19 protein-coding genes and 1 riboswitch are annotated in these 25600 nt (G+C 48.2%); all 19 genes read left to right on the top strand.

The window, feature by feature from the left end; all coding sequences use genetic code 11:
* Window positions 1-19 precede the first annotated feature (19 nt).
* Window positions 20-550 (top strand): VanZ family protein, encoded by a 531-nt coding sequence (locus tag BUB60_RS15775; RefSeq protein WP_073081037.1) that lies wholly within the window; start codon window positions 20-22, stop codon window positions 548-550.
* 164 nt (window positions 551-714) lie between these two features.
* On the top strand, window positions 715-2124 hold the full coding sequence (locus BUB60_RS15770) for an ABC transporter permease (RefSeq protein WP_073081035.1): 1410 nt from the start codon (window positions 715-717) through the stop codon (window positions 2122-2124).
* Between the two features lie 13 nt (window positions 2125-2137).
* Window positions 2138-2815: an ABC transporter ATP-binding protein gene (locus BUB60_RS15765; protein ID WP_073081033.1), complete on the top strand. Its 678-nt coding sequence runs from the start codon at window positions 2138-2140 to the stop codon at window positions 2813-2815.
* A 4-nt stretch (window positions 2816-2819) separates the two neighbouring features.
* Entirely contained in the window at window positions 2820-3713 is an 894-nt protein-coding gene (locus BUB60_RS15760) for an ABC transporter permease (protein WP_073081031.1), read from the top strand.
* A gap of 11 nt (window positions 3714-3724) precedes the next feature.
* Window positions 3725-4483: an ABC transporter ATP-binding protein gene (locus BUB60_RS15755; protein ID WP_073081029.1), complete on the top strand. Its 759-nt coding sequence runs from the start codon at window positions 3725-3727 to the stop codon at window positions 4481-4483.
* A complete protein-coding gene (locus BUB60_RS15750) occupies window positions 4480-5451 on the top strand; it encodes a sugar ABC transporter substrate-binding protein (RefSeq protein WP_073081027.1) in 972 nt (323 codons plus the stop codon). Before BUB60_RS15755 ends, BUB60_RS15750 begins: the two co-directional genes overlap by 4 nt.
* Before the next feature lie 299 nt (window positions 5452-5750).
* A complete protein-coding gene (locus BUB60_RS15745; RefSeq protein WP_143162386.1) occupies window positions 5751-6839 on the top strand; it encodes a serine hydrolase in 1089 nt (362 codons plus the stop codon).
* A gap of 469 nt (window positions 6840-7308) precedes the next feature.
* Window positions 7309-8247 carry a 5-methylcytosine restriction system specificity protein McrC gene (locus tag BUB60_RS15740; protein ID WP_084726546.1) on the top strand — a complete coding sequence of 313 codons (939 nt, stop codon included), beginning with the start codon at window positions 7309-7311 and terminating at the stop codon, window positions 8245-8247.
* 16 nt (window positions 8248-8263) lie between these two features.
* Complete coding sequence (locus BUB60_RS15735) at window positions 8264-8680, top strand: very short patch repair endonuclease (protein WP_073081021.1); 417 nt, start codon at window positions 8264-8266, stop codon at window positions 8678-8680.
* Between the two features lie 124 nt (window positions 8681-8804).
* Entirely contained in the window at window positions 8805-9131 is a 327-nt protein-coding gene (locus tag BUB60_RS15730) for a hypothetical protein (protein WP_073081019.1), read from the top strand.
* 203 nt (window positions 9132-9334) lie between these two features.
* Window positions 9335-11038: a hypothetical protein gene (locus BUB60_RS15725; protein ID WP_073081017.1), complete on the top strand. Its 1704-nt coding sequence runs from the start codon at window positions 9335-9337 to the stop codon at window positions 11036-11038.
* 32 nt (window positions 11039-11070) lie between these two features.
* Window positions 11071-11658 carry a DUF3841 domain-containing protein gene (locus BUB60_RS15720; protein WP_073081015.1) on the top strand — a complete coding sequence of 196 codons (588 nt, stop codon included), beginning with the start codon at window positions 11071-11073 and terminating at the stop codon, window positions 11656-11658.
* A 151-nt stretch (window positions 11659-11809) separates the two neighbouring features.
* Window positions 11810-13000, top strand: coding sequence for a hypothetical protein (locus BUB60_RS15715; RefSeq protein WP_073081013.1), 1191 nt, complete (start codon window positions 11810-11812; stop codon window positions 12998-13000).
* Between the two features lie 19 nt (window positions 13001-13019).
* Window positions 13020-13574 (top strand): hypothetical protein, encoded by a 555-nt coding sequence (locus tag BUB60_RS15710; RefSeq protein WP_073081011.1) that lies wholly within the window; start codon window positions 13020-13022, stop codon window positions 13572-13574.
* Between the two features lie 681 nt (window positions 13575-14255).
* Window positions 14256-14390: riboswitch (molybdenum cofactor riboswitch) on the top strand.
* Window positions 14391-14708: 318 nt separating this feature from the next.
* Entirely contained in the window at window positions 14709-20051 is a 5343-nt protein-coding gene (locus BUB60_RS15705) for an InlB B-repeat-containing protein (RefSeq protein ID WP_073081009.1), read from the top strand.
* Window positions 20052-20227: 176 nt separating this feature from the next.
* Window positions 20228-21274 (top strand): AAA family ATPase, encoded by a 1047-nt coding sequence (locus BUB60_RS15700; RefSeq protein WP_242941228.1) that lies wholly within the window; start codon window positions 20228-20230, stop codon window positions 21272-21274.
* A gap of 19 nt (window positions 21275-21293) precedes the next feature.
* Window positions 21294-22430 carry a DUF58 domain-containing protein gene (locus BUB60_RS15695; protein ID WP_084726544.1) on the top strand — a complete coding sequence of 379 codons (1137 nt, stop codon included), beginning with the start codon at window positions 21294-21296 and terminating at the stop codon, window positions 22428-22430.
* Between the two features lie 722 nt (window positions 22431-23152).
* On the top strand, window positions 23153-24739 hold the full coding sequence (locus tag BUB60_RS15690; protein ID WP_159435441.1) for a transglutaminase-like domain-containing protein: 1587 nt from the start codon (window positions 23153-23155) through the stop codon (window positions 24737-24739).
* Window positions 24740-24851: 112 nt separating this feature from the next.
* Complete coding sequence (locus BUB60_RS15685; RefSeq protein ID WP_479725501.1) at window positions 24852-25340, top strand: WYL domain-containing protein; 489 nt, start codon at window positions 24852-24854, stop codon at window positions 25338-25340.
* The last annotated feature ends 260 nt before the right edge of the window (window positions 25341-25600 follow it).

The following is a 25600-nucleotide window of genomic DNA, read 5'->3' as shown; positions in this document are numbered from 1 at the left end:
CTATAAGGAGAAAGAGATATTGAAATCGGGAAAGCGAAACACCCTTACAATCATATTGTTCGTTGTATATATGCTGCTACTGACAGGAGTAATTCTTTTCAAACTACCATTTTATTCCGAAAAATTATCTGACGGGATACGCGTAATCAATCTGATTCCTTTTCAGGGGTCTTTCGATAAAAACGGAGTTATACTTTTTCGCGAAGTTATTTATAATATACTTCTTTTTATACCGTTGGGCATCTATATTTACATGTTAAAAAGTAAATGGCCTTTTATGAGAAAGACTCTTCCGGCTATCGGATTATCCTTAACGTTTGAAGTGATACAATTCATTTTTGCAATCGGAAGAAGTGATATTACTGATGTACTTGGCAACATGCTTGGAGGGGTAATCGGCATTGGCATTTATGTTCTATTGTCCAAGATTTTTAAAAACAGGACTGTTAAGGTTGTAAATGTATTTGCCTTGGCAGTAACTATTTATGTAGTATTGCGCTTTGCCTATCTATTTTACCTCAGTCATTTTGTCATGAGGCAGTTGCATTAAGTTCGACATATTGTATCACTTGGCCGACAGGGTTATCCCTGCCGGTCTTTTTTTGTTACGTCGCTACAGACAAACTACAGATTACCTACAGGGAAAATACAGATTGGCTTGCCATAATGAGAACCATAGTGAACACGAATACCTATTCATTGGGAGGAAACCGAATGTATATTCTGATAAACGCAATGAGGAATCTGCTCCGCAACAAAGGGCGGAACATCCTGATTGCTGCTGTAACGCTGGCAATCATCATCTCTACAGTGGTCACGCTGACCATCGGCAACGCCTCGTCCAAAATCATTGAGGACACTCGACTGCGTGTCGGCTCAAAGGTGAATATCGCCATAGATTTGCAGGAACACGGTAGCTCCGGGAAGATGGAAATGCCGGAGGTTGGCATTGACGATTTTTCCTCATACGCGCAGTCTGACTACTTGAGCAAAAGCATCTTGAGCGCACAACTCTATTTGTATAGCGCGACTACATTCGCTGTCGATGACGATAGCAAGGCGCAAGGTGTATGGGAAAGCAACGACGGAACCGGGGAAATAAGAAAAGCTGGAACTATGGTGCTGATTGGAAATTCCGATCCTGATACGCTTACGGATTTCAGCGTGAATGGCGGCAAAAAGATTCTGCCCGGCGGCAAAATGTACAGCGGACTGGACGAATGTATCATCAGCTCCGACCTTGCTGAACTGAACGGCATTTCTGTTGGCGATACTATTTCCACGCGGAGCGTATTTGAACCCGTAAAAGACTTTGGCCTTGTTGTAGTTGGCATATACTCTGATGAAACAGCGGCTTATCCGGGCCCCGCGTATGAAGAAGCAAAATTCTTCGTTTTCAATCGGCGCAACGAAATCATCACAAGTTTTGAAACGGTAATGTCCAAGGGGTTCGAAACTGACGAAGGAATACAAATCAATGCTGAATACTATTTGAAAAACCCTGATGACATTTCCAAATTTGAGGCAGAGGTTCGTGCAAAAGGGTTGCCTGATGATTACAGCGTATCCATCAACCAAAGGGAACTCGACGGTATTACAGGTCCGCTGAAAAGCATGGCAGGTATTACCTCGACCTTTATGGCTGTTATCTTGATACTCGGCGCGATAGTCCTTGTTTTGCTTGCCTTTATCGCTGTCCGCGGGAGGAAGTACGAAGTCGGCGTCCTACGGGCAATGGGCATGGAAAAAGCCCAAATAGCCGCTGGCATATTGTCAGAGGCTGTTTTAATCAGCCTGATGTGCTTGATAATAGGGCTTGGAATAGGCGGCGTCGCCTCACAGCCAATAGCCGACAGTATCCTTTCCGGTCAGGTGGAGGTTGCCGCCGTAAAGACAAAAGCCGATTCCGAAAATCTGCAATTTTTAGTTATGTCAGGTAAAACGGAGTTTGTAAACGGACTTAACGGATACACACCTGTCAGCGAAATTCAGGTTGCGCTTGATGCGCATACCGTTATCCAAATCACCCTTATCGCTCTCGCACTGGCAGGTCTGTCCGGAGTAATTGGGATTGCGGTGATAACGAGATATGAACCCCTGAAAATTCTCAGGGAACGGAATTAGGAGGGTCAGGGATATGAGTACACTTACTTTGCAAAATGTTTCCTATAAGTATGAAGGCAGCGAAAGACTCGTTATCAGGGATGTCAGCATGAGCTTTGAACCCGGAAAAGTTTACACCATCATCGGCAAGTCAGGCGCGGGCAAATCCACTCTGCTGAATCTGCTCGCGGGGCTGGACGTTGCCACCACCGGGCATATCGTCTACGATGGAGTGCGTTTGGCTGAAATCAACCGTAACCATTACCGCGCCCGGAAAGCGGGAATTATCTTTCAAGGCTTTAATCTTCTCACCAACGCCACCGCTCTTGACAATATCCTGTTATCCATGCACATAAGCGGCGTCAAAGGCATAAATAAAAAGGCTCGGGCGCTTGAGTTGTTGGAAAAGGTGGGCATTTCTCCGGAAAAAGCGAATCGTAAAATACTCAAATTATCCGGCGGCGAGCAACAGCGTATCGGCATGGCCCGCGCGCTGGCGCACAATCCGGAACTGATTGTCGCTGATGAACCCACCGGAAACTTGGATGAAGACACGGCAAATAGAGTTTTGGGAGTTTTCGCTTCTCTTGCTCACGAAGAAGGAAAATGCGTGATTATTGTCACACATTCCAAAGAAGTGATCGCCATCGCGGACGAGATTTGGAGCGTGGACGAGGGCGTGTTTCGCCCGGTTCCGGTCAACGAGGGGTGAGCCTATGAAAAAGTATTTCTATGTGATTGAAAACGCCTTGCTGAACCTGGGCAAGAACAAGGGGCGAAACTTCTTGCAAGGTGCGATGATTTTTGCCGTTATCGCAACCACCGTGATTGCGCTTTCAATCCACAACACCTCGGTCACTCTTATAAGCGAGTATAAAGCCCGCTTCGGCAGCGAGGTGAGTATCAGTCCCGAACTTATGCCCAGCAATCTGCCGGGTATTACAATGGAACAGGCTTTAGCGTTCTCGCAGTCGGAGTATTTGCGGGATTTTGAGGTGAGTGAGCCGGACGATAGCTCGGAGGCAGTCGATGCAGTATTCTATTTGAAAACGCCGGAACTGCTTGAGGCTTTCGCTGCGGAAGTCCGGAGCAAAGGCCTGCCCGACGGTTACAAAGTCGATATTGATAGGGACGCCTACGCTCGGATGGTCACGCCGCTTGAGGGCTTGCAGGACATCTCGTTCACGTTCCTGCTGATTGTGCTTGCGCTCGGCGCGGCGATTATGGTTCTGCTTTCCGTCATTGCCGTCCGTGAACGCAAATATGAAATCGGTATTTTGCGGGCGATGGGCATGAAAAAAAGAAAGCTGACGATGGGTCTTGGCGTGGAAATTATCGCCATAACCTGCGTTTGCTATATATTCGGGATGATTGCGGGGTTCTTGCTTTCACAGCCTATATCGGATGTATTGCTGGCAGGGCAGCAATCGGCGGAGCTTATGAACGCCGTAGCCGCGCAGCCGCTTACATCAGTCAAAATATCCGTCAGCCCGCTTACGGCGTTAGAAATCTTTGGCGTGGCAATATTATTGGCCTCCATCGCGGGTATTATCTCGGTCAGACAGGTTACAAAATATGAACCCATTAGAATCTTGATGGAACAAAATTAAGGAGGCGGCATATGAAATGCTTAGAACTCGCGGATGTATATTACCGCTACGAGGGAAGTGCGGATTATGTCTTAAAGGGTGTCACCGCTTCCTTTGAGAGCGGCAAGGTCTATACGATTATCGGGGAATCCGGCGCGGGGAAATCCACTTTGCTGTCCTTGATTTCCGGCTTGGACGTGTGTACGGAGGGTGACGTTTACTATGAGGGAAAGAGCCTGCGGAAGCTTGACCGAGATGATTACCGCGCAAAAAGCGTGGGCGTGATTTTTCAAGGTTATAATCTCCTCACGAACTTCACGGCGGTCTATAATATCACCCTTTCCATGAGCATCAGTGAAAGCGAGATTACCGACCGACAAGCGAAAAAGGAAGCGGCTTATGCCTTGCTTGATAATATGGGTGTTGACCGTGAAACCGCAGACCGTAAAATCCTCTGCCTTTCAGGCGGCGAACAGCAGCGCGTGGGCATTGCACGGGCTTTATCTCACAACCCGGACGTGATTATCGCAGATGAACCAACGGGCAACCTTGACGCGGAAACCGAGGGCGCGGTGCTCAATATCTTTACCCGTTTGGCGCATGAGAACGGCAAATGCGTGATTATCGTCACCCATTCGGAAAACGTAACCGCCATTGCCGATGAAGTCATCGGGATTCGCGCGGGAAAACTTCTGTCCGGCACGGAATATCGCGCAAGCCGCCCGTGTCATGTATCGTACCCAAGTCAAGAGAATTTAGTAACAAAAATAAAGGAGAATGAACAACGATGAAACGAGTATTTGCTGTGATTTGCTGTGCCTTGTTAATTATGACGATTGCCGGATGCGCGTCAAAAGGAACAGACCCCGCGCCAAATGGAACTGGCACCGCCTCAACCGGCGCGATAAAAATAGGGTTCGCAATGCCGGTTTCGGATGAGATCAACATGAACATGCGCGGCAGCTACGAGACATACGCTGAGACGCTGGAAGGGGTGGAGTTAATCTTCACCAGCGCCGAAGGCGATGCCGAGCAACAGATTACAGATGTCGAAAACCTCATCTCTCAAAACTGCGATGTCATTATCATTCGCCCAGTCGATGGACAGTCTATCGGCGTTGCGTGCGACGCTGTCGTTAACGCTAATATTCCGCTGATTATCGATGAGTTTATAGTCGACGCAATGAACTACAATGTTCGAACTGCCATAGACCAGGCTGACCATGGCAGGGTGCTCGGCAGCTATCTTCAGGGTCTGCTTGATAAGGGAGCCATCAAAGCGGTGAAAATCGGATATATCGCGGGGGACAGCGATTCCCTGATGATGAGTCGCCGGGCGGGCATATCCGACACTTGCGCCTCCGCAGTATTTGTCGCCGACGGCGTAGCGAACAACTGGTCTGCCACCGAAGCTCAGGCTATTGTCGAGAACTGGATTTCCAGCGGATTGATCAACGACATGAACGTAATTGCATGTATGGACGACGCTTTGGCGAATGCGGCAATTACGGCGTTGGGCGACAATTATCCGGATATAATCGTATTGGGTGCTGGCGGCACCAACGTGCTGGCACAGCAAAACATAGTGAGCGGCAAGATGAAAGCGTCTACCTATCAGGACAACGTCATCGCCGCTAAAAACATGTTGGATGTCTGCTTTGATCTGGCTAACGGCGTTGAGGTTAAGTATGACGATCCAGAAAACAGACTGCTCAACCTGCGGAGCATCTCTCTGATGACTGCCGACACAAATGAATAAATAAACATATTTAGATGCTCTCTTGACTAAGGTAATGATACATGCTGTGATGGCGACACGGAAGAATATTCAATGATATTAGTCGTTTTGTCATGGATCGTCCACACCTCTGATGTTAGCAAACATACTTTATCCTTTTGACCGACAGGATTATTCCTGCCGGTCTTTTTTTATTACTGCCGCTACAGACAAACTACAGATTGGCTACAGGGAGAATACAGATTGGTTTGCCATAATAGCAACATGACAAACGCGAATTCCCGTTTTACGCCATATATAGGAGGACTACCGTAGTGAAAATGAAAAAGCTAATTGCATTCACTTTAGCGCTTTTTCTCGCAATTACCCTCGCCGCTTGTGGCGATAGCGGCGATACGCAGAACGACAACACGGCCACGAAGCCTGATTCGCTGCAAGGAGATGCAGGCTTCAACCACAAAGAAGACAATGAGCAATCTTCTGGGCAGACTTCTGAGGCAAATACTAATTCGCAACAAGAAGATGTAAATTCCGCCTTTACAGAGGACATTGATAACATTTCGGTAGATATTATAGCAACAAACGCCTATGTACTAGATGTTGATACCAACTCTGTTCTTTTTCAGAAAAACAGCGATGTACATATCGCTCCAGCGAGCACAGCCAAGATGCTTACAGCTTTAACAGTCTTAGATTATTGTTCCCTTGACGATACGATTACAGTTGGTTCGGAGATAGACCTGATTGCCTCTAATTCTTCCAGAGCAGGGCTTAATTATGGGGATACGCTGACAGTCAAGCAACTCTTAGTTGCTATGCTGCTGCCTTCCGGAAATGACGCTGCGTACACGCTTGCTGTGAATGCGGGAAAAAGGATAGCCGGTAAAGATGGCCTTGGGGTGCAGCAGGCTGTTAAAGTGTTTATCGATGCGATGGATCTGAAAGCTAAGGGAGTTGGAGCAACTTCTTCCAATTTTATCAGCCCGGATGGCTATGACGCGGACGGGCAGTACACAACTGCTTTCGACCTTGCGCAGATAGCAAAAGCGTGTTTAGGCAATGATGCGCTGTCTGAAATTATGAGCAGCTACAAGATATATGATACATGGAGAAACGGGCGGGAAGTTACTTATTACAATACAAACAATTTGCTTAACCCTGATAGCCAATATTATTATTCCAATGCTGTCGGACTTAAAACCGGCAGTACCGGGGATGCAGGTTCCTGTCTTGTTTCAGCAGCTGCCATAAATGGACAAACATATATTTGTGTTGTCATGGGATCCTCTGCGGAAACCAGATTTTCAGACTGCCTGACTGTTTTTAGTGCAATAGACCCAACAATATCTCTACCCCAAGAAAATCATGCTGCCCCTTCTGCCGCGCCCGGCGGACTGATGAGGCGTTGAAAATGATTTTAATGAAACGGAAAGGCCGGTATTTAACTTCCCTATAAAAATGACGGCAGCTTTTAATTACACGAAAGCTACCGTCATTTTTGTTCCCACAAATAGGATTGTAAATAATTTTCCAAAATCTAAAAACCTTTCCGGTTCGGGGTATCGTAATGTGTTCTAGTATAGTGAGGAGGCAAAACATGGGCCGGTATTAATAAAAACCGCATATGAAGGGGGGGAAGCCCAATGCCCACTCCCCCGGATAGAGCGGAACGTCTGACTGCCATGTTTGACAGCTATTGCAAAACTGTTTTGCGCAACGCCAGCAGAAACGAAAAACGCACGCTGAAAAACCGTAAAAAGCATGAGGTTATAGTGGATGAGCGGATGCAGTATTTATTTGACTCAAACACTTATGTGGATACATACTCGTCCGAGCGGCTCGTGATTTGGGTAGATAAATTCTCCTGTGTCGTATTCAATGATACGCTATACTATGCTTTCCGCTATACTGTATCATGGCATTGCCCAGCAGGTTAAACGCGGTTTGCATCGCGACTATATTAGAAATACAGAAGTCATGGAAAACCTGCGCGGCAAAATTAATATTACCGATTCAATAAAACGGCAGACCATGATAACAAGGCAGTTGGTGTGTGATTTTGATGAACTCGGTGAGAATACAGCGTTGAACCGAATTCTTAAATCCACTGTAGTTCTTTTGCTCAAATTTGGTGATATAAAAGCCGATAATCGAAAGAATCTAAAAAAAGTCTTATTGTTCTTTTCGAGAGTAACGACCATTGACCCGATGAAAATCAATTGGAACTTAGGGCGTTTTCATAAGAACAATGAGCATTATAAAATGCTCATCAATATCTGTTATTTAATAATTAAGGGGTTATTAATGACAGAAGAAGGCGGGCAGTATAAGCTGCGCCATTACTTGGATGATCAGCAGATGAATCGTCTCTATGAGAAATTTGTGCTCTATTATTATCGGAAAGAACACCCGGAACTCTCAGTCAATGCCGGATATATAAATTGGAATGTTGATGACGGTATTGATGATTTTCTGCCGAGAATGAAGTCAGACATTATACTTTCAAATGGAACGAAAGCACTTATTATAGATACAAAGTATTATAGTCACACCACACAGACAAATTTGCTCTATGGAAGCACAACTCTTATTTCAACTAACATGTATCAAATATTTACTTATGTAAAAAATTACGACCGGCAGTTAACAGGGGATGTTAGCGGCCTGCTGCTATATGCAAAGACCGATGAAGAGATAACTCCTAATAATGATTATATTATTGGAGGGAATAAAATCAGCGTAAAAACCCTTGATCTTGGTGGAGATTGGAAAGAAATAAAGCATCAGCTTGATTCAACTATATTGCTTTTGCAATAATTGGAGATAGATGTTGATGGATAACCTGACTAAAGAGCAGCGGAAAAAGAGCATGACTGCTATAAAGAGCAAAGATACCAGCATAGAGCTGCTGCTCAGAAAAGCATTGTGGGGGGAAAAGATACGCTATCGAAAGAATTTTGCAGGATTACCGGGAAAACCGGATATAGCCATTACTAAATATCATATTGCAATATTCTGTGACAGCGAATTTTGGCATGGTCATGACTGGGAAAATGCAAGGGAACGAATACATACAAATCGAGACTACTGGATTCCTAAAATAGAAAAAAACATACACCGTGATCAGCAGGTTAATAATGCCCTAGCTGAGAAAGGTTGGACTGTGCTTAGGTTTTGGGAGAAACAAATACGTAAAGATACTCAGAGCTGCATTAATACTATTATTATTGAAATAGAAAAGCAAAAATAAACCTTTTAGTGAACGACGGCTGCCGTTTGGTATAACCGCCGTTTTATGTTTTAACCCTCATTTGAACACCAGTATCTAAATTATTCCTTGCACCATTAATACTTGAAACAAGGAGGTGAAACGTATGGCCAAGTATTCGGATGAAGAAATCAGAAATATGAAAAAAATTACTTGCAAGATCGCTGGGGACTATCTCGGCATTTCTCCAATGGCTGTAAGCATTGGCATGAGAAACGATTTGTTGCCTATTGGCTTTGCCCTTCATAACGAAGACCGATATGCAGATAGTTGGAGCTATAATATTATTGCGGAACGTCTTATCGCTTATAGCAATGGGAAAATAAATGAAGTCCAAGTCCAAAATATTGAAAAGAATCTGAACACAATCATCTCGCAGTTCGAAGAAATGAAACGTGACCTGGTTTTTCTATTAAGCGAAAAAGAGGAATAGGAGGGATAAAACAATTTGATGCTATCCTTGGGAAGAATCTTGAGCAAGAGCTTCCTGTAAATGAACTTGATTTGAAACCAATTGACGATAAAAATACTGAACCTCCCATACTGGTTGTGCCCGAAACGGCACCGCCAGAACCGGAGGAAATAAGTGTACCCGTAAAGGAACCAATAATTGAGGTCAGAAAGGAGGAAATCGCAATGCCAGAAAAACCTGTATTCGAAATGACACGAAAGCAGTTATATGACGAGATTTGGGAGATATCTGTCGCGGGAATGGCGAAAAAATATAATATCCCTTACTCTCAACTCATGAAGCAGGTAAAAGAAGCAGCTATACCGATTCCTCCGTGCGGCTACTGGACCAAGCTCAATTTTGGAAAGCCTGTTACAAAACTTGATTTAACGGACCCGGCTGATGCGGTCGTTTCTATCTTCAAGGAAGCGCCAAGTGTGCGGATAAAGAAAATAAAGGACAAACCAAAGCCAAAGAAGGCCGCAAAAGCAGGAAGTAAGCCACCCGAGAATAAACAAGACCATACCTCTCCGGACAAGCCTGAACCAAAAGAAACGATTGCTCCCCCAATTATAATCGCCGCTCCGGCACCAGAGAATAGTTCAGTTCCAGTAACCCCAACAATTAATGAGCCAGAAACATATACGCAATATGGTCAGACCTATAATGTATATAACCGCGAAACGCTTTATAAAGAGGTATGGGAAGCGCCGGTGACCGAGGTTGCAAAGCGGTATAAGGTTTCCGATGTTGCCATACATAAGGTTTGCAAGGCGCTGGAGATTCCAACGCCGCCTGCAGGTTATTGGGCAAAACTGCGCGCCGGAAAACCGGTTACTGTTATTCCTCTGCCCAAAAGCGATAAGGCTATGCAGAAGTCCGGAATCCGGACAGGCGTGACCTATCAGCCGGAAGCCAAGAAAGAAACGCTTGAATTCTTAGGCGAGGAAGATCGTTCTATTATCCTCACAGTCGCTTCTCAAATTTTGCTTCCGAATGATGAAGAGCGTATGCATTCCAAAATTATCGCGCATCGAAAAGCCGTCGTAGACTGGAAGAAACAACAGAAGAATACCGATAATAGGGGATGGAATAGGCGGAATTCCGAACCGGCACCGTTTTTGGCTGATACCGTATCGGATGAAGCACTTCCTCGGGCATGCCATATTATCGATGCACTGATAAAGGCAACGGAACCGCTGGATTGCTCATTGACAAACAGTCTTGACTTTGTTGTAAATGGAGAAATAGTGCAAATTTACTTTTCGGAATCAAAGGACGAGGTTAAGCATATCCCCACAAAAGAGGAAAATATGCAGCTTTTGAAGTATGAGGAGGAGCGGAAAAGATATTCCTGGGCAACTAAGCCACAAATACGCAAGTACGACCATGTGTTTAACGGTAAGCTCAGCCTGACGGTCAATGGTCAAAGAAACTTTCGCGATTGTAAATCATACATATTGGAAGAACGCCTTGGCGACATAATGATAGAATTATATGAAGCTGCTGAAGCAATCAAAATGGCCCGAATAGCACGTGAAGAAGCAGAACGCAAGGCCCGTGAAGCACGTGAAGAAGCGGAACGTAGGCGTCAGGAGGAAGAACGCCGTAAAGAGGAACGCCGAAAACGCTACAATGCAGAAGTTGACCGGACGCTCGCTCTGACGAACCTTGCTAAAGATTACGATACCGCCTGCAATATACGGCGCTATATCGCCGTTGTCGAAGCATCGGGACCACCAAGTTCAGAAACTACAGAATGGATTGAATGGGCAAAGGCTAAAGCTGACTGGTACGACCCCATGGTCGCCAAAGAGGATGATTTTTTCGGAAAACGTAAGCATGAGAAAGATGCTAAGAGCAAGAAACTCAAGCATGATGGCTACTGATGGTGGCATCGAAGCCCTATTGAGGTAAAACAATGCGTATATGGTCGATACAACCTGAAGAATTATATGAAAAACTCAAAATTAAAAAAGTACTATATTGTGACCCCAGCCAGTCAGAACTAATTACCGAATGCGGATTTGGCCCAGCTTACATCTGGCTTACCCAACAAATGAAGGCGCGCATTGGTTCTCCCCCGGAAGGTGCAACGTACCCATTCTGGGCATGGCATACGATTGAGTGGAAGCACCAGAAACCCGATTTGCGCCGTACAGAGTTTCGTGCATATGGAGGCAATCAGGTCTGCTTAGAACTGGAAATACCAGATAACATGGTACTTCTCAGTAATGAAGATATGTGGCATATCGTTTTGAACGACGGATATTACGGCGATTGCTCAAATGATCGGGAAATGGAAATTGAAGATCGCTGGTTTGAAAGCCTCCCTCCCGATAAGCAAATCGCCGTAAAGGTAAAATCATGGGAGAAGATCTTTAACGTATCCCCGCCGCTTGATAATACTTGGGAGAGCCGAGAAAAGTACGTGCAAGCCACTTTTTGGGAATTGCGGCTGGATCAGGTGGCTGCTGTACGGCGCTTTCATGGACGTTTAAACGCTTAAATACTGAAACGAACATATTTGAAATGCACCATGGACGTTTAAACGCTTAAATACTGAAACGAACATATTTGAAATGCACCTTTGAAATCAAAAGCAGCCGCGCTATATTGACGTGAGCAAACGCGAAATTGTATCAAGCGAGGTGTAAGTAATGAACTTTCCTGAAAAAGATTTGCATGGTAAATCTTTCGGTGAAATGATATGTGATTTGGAGATGGACGGCAAACTTGGACACTTCAAAAACTGCGGTTTGTTTCAAGCTAAAGATTCAGACGGTAATATGTTTTTCGGAACCCGCGATTTTTGGATTGAGGCTGGTGTAAATCAGCTTCCAGTTTTCATACAATACTTAGGAAATGAAGAACAGAAAATCGAGAACATTCCAGATGCAATTTCGTTTGTGAAGGCCGTACTCGACAGTTTAGCGGATGAGTTAATAACACAAATTAAGGCAACAAATACTGACTTAATGCTGAGGAAGCTATTTGTGCTCTATGAAGACACATATGCGTTTTATTGCAAAGACCACAAAACGAGAACGGAGCTTGCCGATATTAATTCTGATTTTTCAGAACCCACATTGGAAAACAATCGTAATATCACGCTGACACTGCTTGATGGCTTGAGTATTATGATTGAAAACTGTGCCGTATTCCAGGATGGGAATGGCGGGCATTGTGAAGGCGTAGATATGAAATCAGCGGATGAGCTGTTTGACAGCGACTTGCTGATTAAAACATATCTGTATGGGCTTATGTCACAGTATCATACACTTCTAAACTTGAGTAAAAATTCTAAAAAGAACTACACATACTGTTCTGGAATTACTGTAAATTCGAATAATAAAGTACCGGTTGAAGGTATTGTATATCATCCGCTGATTTACACGAGCATTATGCTCGCGGGTAATCAAAATGCGCTGACACCAAAAGACGAAAAAGCCTATTACGCGAAATTAAATGCCACACCGATAGGGCAAGGCTTTCAGAGCATGTATGGCATTGGCTTTTTAGAAGTGATTGCGGCATTTAATGTGTTGGAACAGGGTTGTCAGGGTGGAAAAGCTACTATTGTGCCTGTTGATGATTTGAAGAAGCATATTACTCGATGTACTCGTGGTATCAATCCGGACAGATTGATAGAACATTTCTCTATTACAAAAGCAAAGCTGCTGCAATATATTTCAGAAAAAGAACCCTACATATTTAGGGTAGGATGCAATCAATATAGGCTGGATATCCGTCCGATTGTATTGCTGGATAATGGTATGGCTTATATTTCGATGGCTGCACTGTCCAAAGCAAAGAATATGTGGGCAAGCTATGCCGTAAAACGGGGGTAAGCCCTATACTGGTATAGAGGTGGGGCATGGTGATGCTGTAATTGACGGCTTTGGAAAACGAGAGGAAGAACTCGGTGATCAGCTAGTTGATCTTCTCTATGAAAAACTTGAGCAGCACTACCCTGATGCGAAATTTCAAGATAAGAACGTTAAATATCATCGGATTTTTGGTAAGAAAAAAGACAGATTTCAAGATAATGAAGATTATGATATTGTTTGTTATTCGGGCGATGAGTTATTCCTCATAGAATCTAAATACTTTTCCGACTCCCCCACACCGAATCTAGCTATTGGTGATTACAACAAGATATTTAAAGACGGTCGCTATTATGAGCATTGCAGAGCAAGATATGATCTGGTAGAATCAGAACCAGACAAGATGAGGTCTTTTATCAGAGCAACAGACGACGTAAAGGCTCATTATTTGTTTATTTCATCTAAACCATTGGAGATTGAATTTCAAGATGAAGATAAGATTGTTACTTTCTTAAGTGTTGCCAATTTTGACAGGTACATTGAGGGAAAACTGGAAGCTGAAGATGGGAGCATTTTAAGGCCCACACATGAAATTTAAGCAGTTCATTTTGTGTGAATAGGTATGTTCTTGACAAGGGATGGGCTTCGTGAAAAAGTGCACACCTTCTTTTGAATTTGCACACACAAAAAACGAAAATGCACCCGCGCGCGATTGACAGGAACAACGTGAAATTGTATCAATATTATCGTTATTAGACAGTGAAACAAAGTGTAATTCATACGAATTGCACTTTGTTTTTATTTTTGCCGGCTGGTCATATATGTCGGATTGACAGACAAATTCATATCTACTTGCTGTTCTTTGCGAAGTATGCCACGGCTTTCTTTAGGATTGCGACCTCTTCCTCTAAGCTCGGATACGTCTCTGGGCTTTCGCTAATCCGGCTTCGTCGGGCTTCATATAAGCGGGAATTCACAACAACAAATTGTGGCTATATGGATAAAATTAGACATTTTTAAAGTCGTAGGAAAGAAAATTCGTCCATAATTCCTGTTTAGAATTATTAACAATATGTTTACACATTGTTAATATGATGATAAACTGTAATAAAGATGAAATATGATATCCAAACGATACCAAACTATATCTATCTCGAAATCAAAACGATACTAAACCGTATTAAATGCAAAATCTCGAAGTATTTGACCTATGTAGAAAGGTCTGCATTGGTATAGGAAACCGGTAGTTTGTATCAAAGGGGAATTTAGGATTTTGCCGAAAACTGAATAGTTCCAAGCCCGCGCCGCCTACGGGAAACTATGGAGGTCGGGCCTAAACTCCTTGGGGTTTACGGGGTATCGCCGGAAACGGCGGTGCCTTCCAAAATTGAGAAGGAACAAATTGCTGTGCGTCATGTAATACCAATTAAATCTTGGGAACATAATATGTATATGTTTTCAAAGAGGTTGGCTTTACAAAATCTGATATTTATACCAATATCAACTGGTATAAACGGTAATTGCTCCCTTTTCGGGAGCATTTTTTATTTTATAACCTGTTGCCGGGAGCGTTTCAGGTACAGGGCAAAACCGTATGGGCAGCTTTGTTAAGGCCGTGCGCCCATGTTGAGGTTTTATGGGTTTAAGAGAAGGTCCCCGCACATAACCCTTTTCTTATAATAAGCTGTCACCTGCGTCGAACGACTAAAAGAAGAGTAGTAGAAAGGATAAAGTGAAGAAAGTGTTTTTATCAAACTTTAAGAAAACAACAAAGAGATTATTCATTTTTCTGGTGGTTGCGCTGCTCGCGTTCTGCCCACTAACGGGTTTTACAGCCTATGCCGGGGAATCCGATGGTGGCTCCGCTCCCGTGGAACCCGCTCCCGTGGAGCCTGTTCCCACGGAGCCTGTTCCTACAGAGCCCGCTCCTACGGAGCCCGCTCCTACGGAGCCCGCTCCTACGGAGCCTGTCCCTGAACCGACGCCAAATCCCGTACCAGGGCTTTATGCAATCGAAATTTTCATCACTGATCTTGAAGGGTCGATTATCGACGATTTGGGCGAGGCCAACGGCACGGTTACGGCGGACTTTACCGAGGCCGCGGAAAACGACGAAATTACCCTGACAATCACGCCGGAGAACGGCTACCGACTGGATACGCTGATGCTTTCCTACGGCGAAGAGGCCCGCGAAATTGACGTTTCTGAGATCGAGGGCGGTACATATGCCTTCGCCATGCCCGCCAATGATGTCGCCGTGACCGCCAGCTTCGCCGCGGAAGTTAAGCCGCTGGCCAAGTCACTGGCGGACGGGCCATACTCCATCAACATAAATACTGTCACAAATTATTTCCCAGATGACAATGACTCAAAATATAGTGTATTGAGCGCTGTCACGGCAGATGCAACCGATGATAAAGCTGAAGCGGGACAAGAAGTCACTCTGACGATCACGCCGGCAAAACGGGCGTCATTAGGATACGAGCACTCCCTCAGAGAACTGACGCTGACCTACGAAGGCGAAGAGCCGATCAAGGTTGACGTTCTCAAGGCTGTCACGAACGGCAGAGCGGGAGGGCAGTATACCTTCACCATGCCCGCGAAAAACGTTACCGTGGACGCGGTGTTTGGACCCTACACTTTTATGTTTCCCAAAACCTTGGAAGGCGGCGAATTCAAGACTACAAATTTATTAAACGATTGTGCTAAACACTTAGGGTTTTCGGAGGACGGTAAGTACGAAATATGGGGATGTCTCTCAGGAATATCTGTTTATTTGGCAGTCACAGCGAAGGACGGCTACATCCTGAAAGCCGATTCCGCGAAGTATACATCCGAGGACGGCACCGAGACTCTTCTTCCAGTCAGCGACATAAATAAAATAACCGTCACCGACCGCATGCCGAAAGCCGACATTGTTTTTTCGGCGGACTTCATTGCAGCGGAGACCAAGTTTAACATTGGCGTCGGCGAAATCGCCAACGGTACGGTGAGGGCGGATAAAACCCAAGCCATGGCAGGTGAAGCAATCAAGCTGACTGTTACGCCGAACAAGGGTTACACGCTGGCAACCGGTTCGCTGAAATATACATATGCCGGCGGCAAACTCAGCGGAAACATTACAGTCCCCACCGGCACTGTTTTCACCAACGCCGCTCCTGTTACCCTCACGATGACCATGCCGCAGACCGATATTGTGGTTGCGGCGGAGTTCGGACCCGCGACTATCATCACTTTTGACCCGACTATCAAAAACGGTTCGTTAGCTGTACCGTATGGTGCTCTAAAACTGTCCGATAATTCTTTTTTGAGCACACCGGGCACTCAATATTATATTTCAAATAATCCGAACACGGGTTACATGATGAAAGTCGGCTCGCTGAAATACACAGCAGACGGCGGCCTAACTTATCTTCCGCTTCTCAATGACACCCCCTTTATCGTGCCTGCTACCGACGCGACGATAACGGCGGAGTTTGTGGCCTCCGGCAGCGTAGCCGTCGGCACTGTAGAAGTCGATTATAATGGAAACGAAACAGAAATCTTCGAGGTTCCGATAACCTTTACAACGCCGTCAAGCGGGGGTGTTCAAAGGTTTGAACCTAGGCTCCAATATGAGGCGGGCGGGGCTGTGGCATTCAAATACCTTCGAATAGGCGGAACAAAGCTATTGGAAGCGGGAGCAACCAGCGGAACGGATCCCGTAACCGGATGGGTTGCTTCAAACCTGACAGTGCTTGAATATAGTACTAACAGCTTCCATTATTTATACCTTGCCCCCGGCAATGTGACCGAGAATCCGGACGTAGACTTTGAAGAGAATACGCAGTATACCGTCTATGTCGGCTTCGCCCTGAAGCCCAATTTAGTGGTTGGAGAGATACCCATTACAAATACTTCAAGGTTCAACACTGGCATAAATCCCATAAATACAAACGGCGCGATAAAAATTAATTGGACGGGAGCCACGCCCCCGTTTACCACCCTTAAAGGCGTCAACACCTACTACCTGTCGAATCCGGAGCAGTTGATGTGGTTCGCGGATGAAATCAACACCAAGCATAGTACGACATCCGCAGCGCTGCTTAATGCCAACATTGATATGACCGGTTACGCAGGCCCGAACGGCGAAAAGTTCGAGGGTATCGGCACGGAAGAATATCCCCTTCAGCAAACTTTTAACGGCAACGGAAAAACAGTCACATACGAGTTGACCCACGACAGCGGAGACGGTCCCGTGGGCTTTGTCAGAAATACCACGGCCGCCGTTCAGAGCCTGACAGTCAACGGAACCATAACCGTCACAGGCGGCTCACCGGACGCGGGCCTCGCCGTCGGCAGGACTTCAGCCGCTGTCTCGGGCGTGACAGTCAACGGAACCATAACCGTCACGGGCGGCACTCCAAACGTGGGCGGCGTCGTCGGCAGAACTTCAGCCAACATAACAGGCAGCACAAGCAAAGCGACCATCAGCGTATCCGAAAATGCCGGCGGAAATATAGGCGGCATCGCCGGCCTCTTCGATAACGGCAGCACAGCTACCGGATCGCTAAACACCAACGTCCACCTTGGAACGGTAGATGTCAGACCGGGAAGTACGGAAGCCGTCGTCGGCGGCATCGTGGGGAGCGCAAACGGAAAAGTGAATTTTTACTCAAACGGCAACGGAGGCGCGTGGAGCGCCGCTTCTCCGGATTCGGGCGGCTCTGTTCAGGGCCGTGGCGTTACGGGCGGCATTGTCGGTTATATGGGCGCCAGTTCCACTACCGGAAACTATCAAAATACAAATTTCGGCACTGTCAGCGGCGGGGGAACATCGGCGCTGGGCAGCGCCACCGGCGGTATTTTCGGGATCGCGGGAGAAAATGTCACCGTCATCGGCCATGCAACCAAGGATGGTAGTTATTCAAGCAACCGCTATAACAACTTAAACATGAACTATGGAAGCGTATCGGGAGATACGCGCTATGTCGGCGGTATTGTGGGTGAGCTGCGGGGAGCCTCTACTATAATCCGGTACTCGTATAATGAAGGCGAGATAACGAGTTCTTCCGCTCAGCCCGGCGCGGCCGTCGGCGGCATCGTCGGCGGCGCAGCGGGCGGCGCGGGCCTGACCATCGAAAATAACATCAGCAAGGGCGGCGTCAAGGCCACAGGCGGCGCGGCGCGCGGAGGTCTCATCGGCTATGCGGCAAGCACTATGCCCCAGCTCGACTCGCTTGCCGAAGGCAAGCTGAACTATTTTGCCCAGGCTCCGGACTTGGCAGGTTACCCGGGCATGCCGGAAACCCCTGGAATATCAGGTAAGCCTGCGGCATTACTGAGCCCTCTGGGCTATTCGTCCGAGTACAATGGTCCGGGCGGCGACGGTTCAGCGGAAAATCCATACCAGCTTGCCAACTATGAGCAACTGGCTTGGTTCGCCGAAAGCGTAAACGGCACCCGCAGCCTGGGAGGGCAAAGCTATAACGTGATTCTTGTGGACGACATCGACATCAGCGCCTACCCGGATTTCGTGGGTATCGGCACCTATTCAAGGCCCTACATGGGCGTATTTGACGGCGGCGGTTTCTCTATAAAACTCGCTCTGGAGAACGGAGGCTCAGATGTAAGCAGCGCAAGAGATTTTGCGGCATTGTTTGGGTACTGCGACGGTGCGACCATCAAAAACCTTACCACCACCGGAACGGTAAATAGCGCCCGAAACGCGGCGGGCGTCGCGTATAAATTAGAAGACGGAACCATAGAGCATGTCCGCAACGAGGCGAAAATCACGGCGGGTCGGATAGCGGCCGGTGTGCTGTTAACCGGCGATGGCGTAACATTAAAGGATATAGTAAATACCGGCGACATCACCTCCACCAAGGCCTTATTGCTCCCGAATGAAATTGCTAACGGATCGCCGCCTGCCAATTGCACCGGCCGCGCGTCGGGTGTCGTAGACAGTTTAATCAGCCACAGTGCCACGGTTGACCGCTGCGTAAACGAAGGCAACATTGCCGCCGCTTACCAAGCCGCGGGCGTCATAGGTTCAATTTCCACTTCTTCTATTTACAATCCATTCGTAAGCGTGACAAACTGTAAAAACTCAGGAACCGTGGAGTCCTTTGCCAGCCTCAGCCTAGACTCAGGCGCTTGGCTTAGCGCCACGCACTTTCAATACCGTTGTACTGCCGCCGGGATCGTCGGCTGGGTTGCCGAGGGGACATTTGTGATCAGTAATTGCGAAAACAGCGGCACGATAAAGTGTTCCGGCAACAATGTGGCCGGTATTCTTGGCAGCGTCGGAATTGGAAATGGTTTTGTCGAGACCAACATCACCGTGAAAGACTGCAAAAATACCGGGGCTATCATCAGCACCTATACAGGAGGTTCAAACTTTAACAAGATCAGTATCGCCGGCATTTTTGCAAACGCCGCGGGGTCGACCGGCACAGGCGCCCCGCAGTCAACCGGCGTCACAGTGACCGGCAATGAAAATACCGGCCCTATCAGCGCAGACGCCCGAGTGAAAGTCGGCGCGATCGTCGGGCGCGACCCCGGGAGTGCCGATTATGACTCCAGCGGCAACAAGACGAATCAGTTTTACGGAGATGACGAGGAGGATGCCGGCGTAGAGAAGTCGACTCTGGGACAACCCGGCAATACAGATGACCCAGGCGACGGTGGTGGGGCGAATCCGACTGTCCCGGGAAAAGACCCGGAAGCCCCCAAGGTCCCAGTCGCCGTAACTCCCGATGGACCGGCGGAGGTCCAGAAAGTTCCGACAGCGGAAGGCTCTGTCACAGCGCAGGACACGAGCTACGAACGTCGCCCGGCGTCGCCTGCGGAACGGATAAACTTAAAGGAACAGCCGCAGGAGGAGGCTCTGCGCGCTGATGAAGCCACAAATGAGGAAACGCCTCCCAAAGATCAGCCAAACGAAAATTCTCTGGACGTAGCAGCGAGCGACATGGAGAGGACTGTCGAAAACAGCCCGTTCGTGGCCGTGGCGCTGGGCGTCGCCGGAGCGGGGGCTTTAGGCGGAGGCGGATACGCGTTGTTCAGATCATTAAGACGCAGGCGCGTAGGATAGCGGAATAGAGGGTCAGGCTATTCCACGGCAGATAAAAGTAAGGCTTCAATGACGCTGAGTCCCCGACTCAGCGTCATTGAGCGCCGCTTTTAACCGCTGTCCCTAAACGTAAAATCACAAACTATGGCTGGCTGCGATGCCTTATCCGCAAATCTATCATACGGGAAAGTGAACAAATGAGTGAAAGAACAGGTCAGACAATGAACGGACCCACAGGCACGGAGGTGCTGTCGGAAACCGGGAATCAAAGGAAGCTGCCAGAGGAATGGCTCGCGACCAGAAGAAAAGTAGCAAAGGTAGAAACCGAGATCAAAAAAGTAATTATCGGCAAGGATGAGATCATCCGAAAGGTGCTGATGGCAATACTGGCAAAGGGCCATATCCTCCTTGAGGACAAGCCGGGCGTCGGCAAAACGAAATTGGCCCTGGCCTTCGCAAAGACGCTCGATCTGAGGTATACAAGACGCTCCTTTAATTACGATACGACCGCCTCGGACATCGTCGGGTATACGAAGCCTGTTGACGGCGGGAGCGTATATATGCCCGGCGATTTAACGGATACGAACCTTCTCCTGGCCGACGAGCTCAACAGGACCAGCCCCAAAACTCACGCGGCGCTGCTTGAGGCGATGGAGGAGAACGTCATGACGGTGGACGGCGTGCTCCACCACCTTCCGAAGCCCTTCATTGTAATCGCGACGCAAAACCCCTACGGCTCCGCGGGCGTGCAGCTCCTCTCCGATGTGCAGCGGGACCGGTTTATGACGCGCCAGAGTATCGGAAACCCCGATCTTGAAAGCATGACTCAAATCATCATGGACAGGACCGGCCGGGAGCCGATGGATTCAGTAGAGATATCGCTGACGCGCGACGAGCTGAATCAAGCCATATCGGACGTTTCCGGCGTATTGGTGAAAAACGTGATAGGCCGTTACATATCCGCGCTGATCATAGCGACCCGAGACCCCGAATTGGTGAGACAGGAAGCTACCCCCCGCGGAGCGGTGCATATGGTCAAAATGGCACAGGCCCGAGCGTATTTATGCGACCGCAGCTATGTGATCCCGGAGGATGTGGCGGCGGTATTCGCCGATGTCTGCGAGCATAGGATCGACCTGCACCACGAATCAAGAATGAGCAACCTGAGCCCTATGACGGTGATCAAGAAAGCTCTGGATGACGTAAAAATGCCGTCGCTGGAGGATTTTAAGAAAAGCAACTAGCACTGAAGGAGATCAAGTTATGCGACGTGTTCTATTGGCCGCCTGTATCATCGCGGCTGCTGTGCTTTACATATTTACCGGCGCCCTATATGCGTCGTTACTGGCAAGCGCGGTGCTGGTATTGCCCTGCGCCGCGCTTGCACTGGGAGCCATGAGCGCAAGAGGTGCGCGCTTGTCTCTTATCATACCGGCAAGGATAAGAAAGGGTGAGCCCGCCCGCTGCAAGCTCATTTTAGAAAACTGTTCGGTCGTGCCCATATCGCTTGCGGCGCTGAGGATTACCATAAAGAACAACCTGACAAACAAAGAGCAGGAACTCGCGGTCGCACTCTCAGCCGCCCCGAACAAAAAAATCGAGTACGGATTCACCTTTGAAAGCTCCACCTGCGGGCAATACGAGTTTATTTGCGAGGAATTCAGGGTAGTAGATTTCCTGGGCCTGAGGGGCATACGCAAACATGTTGGGATAAAGGAAACAAAAGTGTCTATGCCGGATACCTTCCAGACGTACGTATTCCTTTCCGACGCCAATTCAAGCCTCGTGGACGGCGATTCGTCGAGCATAAACAAAAAGGGTCCGGATCATACGGAGCCCCTGCAGTATAGAGACTTCGTGGACGGAGACCCCATGAACCGCATTAATTACAAGCTCTCGTTCAAGCACGACCGCCTTATGATCGCGGACGGGTCGCAGCCGCGCAAGGATGCGTATTTAGTATTGTGGAACGGCGGCTTATCGCCCGTGGGAATGTCGCCAAGCGTTCCCGACGCGTTGGCCGAGGCTTTCATTTCCATATGCTCGTCCTTTGTTGATGCCGGCATACCGTACACAGCCGCGTGGAAAAGCTCCGAGCCGGACGGGATAACGCAAATGGAGGTCGCCTCCAGAGACGATATGTACGATGTCATAAAAGGCATCATGGGCACAGGCGGAGTTGAAACGCAGGTGAATGAATACTTAAGAGCATTCGGCGGAAAGCATTATCCGGGCGTCGCCTATTTTTCATACAGATCGCAAAGCGAATTGGGTATGCTGAACGATATAGGCCATGTAACGCCGTTTATATGCAAGCAGGAAAACGAGCCCGCGGACGGCGAGGGCTACTTTTTTACACCCGGGAACTGCAGGAGCATGCTGAGCCGGGTATATATTTAATACTGGGGAATGGGTGAGGTATGAAGGATAACAAAAAAATCCTTGACAAAACAGGCTTTTCCTTAACTCCGGACGAGAGAAAGGAAACCGGGTACATACAAAGGTTATTGACCGCCCTCATTTTATACGCTGGTTTTTCCGGGTGCATTTGGACTGTTCTCGGCTTAGGCGGTATTGGCGTAAACCCTGTTCCGCTCCTGGTGATCGGCTGTATCTATTGCGCGGCGTTCTGCGGATTCAGAGGCAGATGGCGGGTCATACCCATACTGGCTGTCATCGCTCTTATTGTATATTTTTATTTGGCGCTGTCCTCTATGTCGGACGGCTGGAACGCGGTGTCAAATCAGGTATGCCAGACTTTTGAGGCCTATTTGGGCCGTATATTGCCGCGCTACGCCATAAACGGGGAGCATGTGGTCCTTAGCGCCGGCATGTTTTTGGCAACGGGCTCGGCGGCATTGGCGATCCTGTGCGGGCGCACGGCGCAGGCGGCCGGCCCCTTCAGCCTCTTATCGGGTCTGTTGGCGCTTGTGTTATGGGCGGCGGCTCTTATATTCCGAGTACCCTATCCGCCTGTCTGCGCAGCGGCGCTTATAGCCGCCGCAGCTGTTCTTGCGGGATTGAGGATACCCGTGCGGAGTGTGTTTTACAGAAGCGGCTCAAATGGCGGCGGTAACCGGCTGTTAATGACCATAGCGGTTTTATTATGCATATCCGCTCTCATGTCCTTTCCTCTCAACGAGCTGAACAAAAACGCCGATGGAGAGCGCAGGCAGGCGGCGAGGGCCATAGACTCTTTCAGGTACGACGCGGAAGAGGATACGGCGCCCGAAGGCGATTTCAGCCGCCTTTCAGAATATCCTTCGATGAGCGACGCCGAGTTTTACGCAGCTCGATATACGGGAGATATCTACTATCTCAGAGGCTATGTGGGAGAAACCTATACAAGCGACGGCTGGGTGAGTCTGGAGCCCGGACGCAGGGCGGAATACGCCGGTCTTTTCAGTTGGCTCCATAACAGAGGCTTTTACGCGCAGAACCAGCAGTCGGTGCTCCGGGATGCTCTCGGGAGGGATACCGAAGCCCCTGTGGAGGTCTCTGTAGTGAACGCCGGCGCGTACTCCAAGTATCTCTACGCTCCTTATGAGGCGGCGATTCCGGACGAGCCGGACATTTATCGCATCGGCGACGAGAACCTTCTTGCCGGGGGCTTCAGAGGCGAAAGAGAATATAAGCTTATCCTATCAGGCGGCACCGTATCGGACTACGAGCTGCTTTATAACGAGCTGAACAACGCTTTCGGGCGCGGCGACACAAACGCCGTGGAATACCTGAAAAGCGAGAACGGTTACCGCGATTTTGTATATGAAAACTATCTTGAAATACCCGAAGAAGCCCGTTCGTCAATACAGGACTTCCTGGACGGCTTTGTCCCGCCGGAGGACGGACTTACCTTTAATGACGCCAAAGCCATTGCCGACTCATATATAAACTCGTTGCCCTATTCCGATATGCCCGAAGCCTCTTATTACAAAGGGGATTTTATAACGGATTTCCTTTCGAAGAGCAGGGAGGGCAACAGCCTGCAATTTTCAACGGTAGAGACCCTTTTATTCCGTTATCTTGGTATCCCCGCAAGATATGTGGAGGGATATATATTGACGGAGGACGAGCTGGAGACCGCTAAGAACGGCGGCGCCGTGACCATACGCCCTGAAAGCCTTCGCGCATGGACTGAGATATACAGAGACGGTGTGGGATTTGTCCCCTTCGAGCTTGACCCGCCTGAACTTTACCTGCATGATCAGATGATGACCGATCAGATAACGGAACCTGAACCACCGGAGGATGAGCACTCCGACCCTCATATCATGCTGCTGAGGATATTGCTGCTGGTGCTGGCGGTGATCGTGATACTGCTTGCCGCCGGCTTTGCAATATTCGCTATACGCCGGGCATACATTCGCCGCCATTATAAGAGGATACTGACGATCACGGACAACAGTGAGGCCGTAAGCCTTACGACGGCATATTTGATATGGGTCGTCTCGCACGCCGGCATTCCGTATAAAAATGGCTCTCTTCACGATCTGTGCCCGGAATTTGAAGAGCTGTTCGGTCGGGATATGCGCCAGAAATACGCCGAGGTCATCGGCATACAGCAGCAGGCCATTTTCAGCGACCTGGTCATATATGATGAGGAAAGAGCTATGGTAACCGGGTTTTTAAACGAAGTTGTCGGGCTGATTGGAAAGCAGGCCGGCCTTCCCCGCCGGTTCAGGCTCAAATGGGTCGATTGCGTCATATAGAAAGGCATTTTACCTTAGCGAAGCGTACTGGCAGCACTTTCGTGTCTTTTTAAATGCCATACACAAAAAGGCAGCTGTGGCGGCCCAATACGAAGGCGGGAAGGGCCACCGTTTGAACAGTGTTTTCTGGCCTTACAAAATTGAGTATTCCAGCAAGGATGATAAATTCCGAGCTCTGTGCTATCGGCGCCACGGTTTGCGAAGAGTGCGGTGCATCCTCAATCTGGGGCGCGTCGTATCAGTTCGCATGGCACAGGTTGAGGGCAACATAACCGACGCGATGCAGGAGATCAGGCCGGCTGAGCGGTTTGGCGAAGTGACGCTGGAAATCTCTAAGGAGCGCAATGCGTTGGAGCGGTGTATGATCCAGTTCGCTCATTTTGAGAAACGGACTGAATATGACGCAGCGGCCAACCGTTATACCTGTATCATCAAATACAACATTATGGACGAGTCGGAGCTTGTCATCCGGGTGCTGTCCTTTGGCCCGACAGTCAGGGTGCTTGGCCCGGAGCACTTCCTTCAGGAGATACATCAAAGGGTTGATAGGCAGACCATACTTATAAATCAAAATCGTCAGCAAGAGCCTACGGTTTTGTAAGCGTTAAGGCTGAGACCGCATAGGCACGAATCGCGATATAACATAAAGCCGTCCGTTGTAGGGTAACCCACCTGCAGCAGACGGCTTTTGCGTTTCATATATTGGGGTTTTACGCCCATGCATCAGACTATGCCGTGTCACGAGAATGTCAGTGCTTCGCCGGTATCATTCTTCTGTTTTGCGGAAATCCATGCCAACATAGGTTCGTACTGGATTCCCGGGTTCTCACTTATAACCTTGTACCCGTTAAAATTGCACAT

Origin of the sequence: Sporobacter termitidis DSM 10068 (assembly GCF_900130065.1) — a bacterium.
Lineage (GTDB): Bacteria > Bacillota > Clostridia > Oscillospirales > Oscillospiraceae > Sporobacter > Sporobacter termitidis.
The sequence above is the reverse complement of the archived record's forward strand: the minus strand, read 5'-3'. Positions and strand labels throughout refer to the sequence as shown.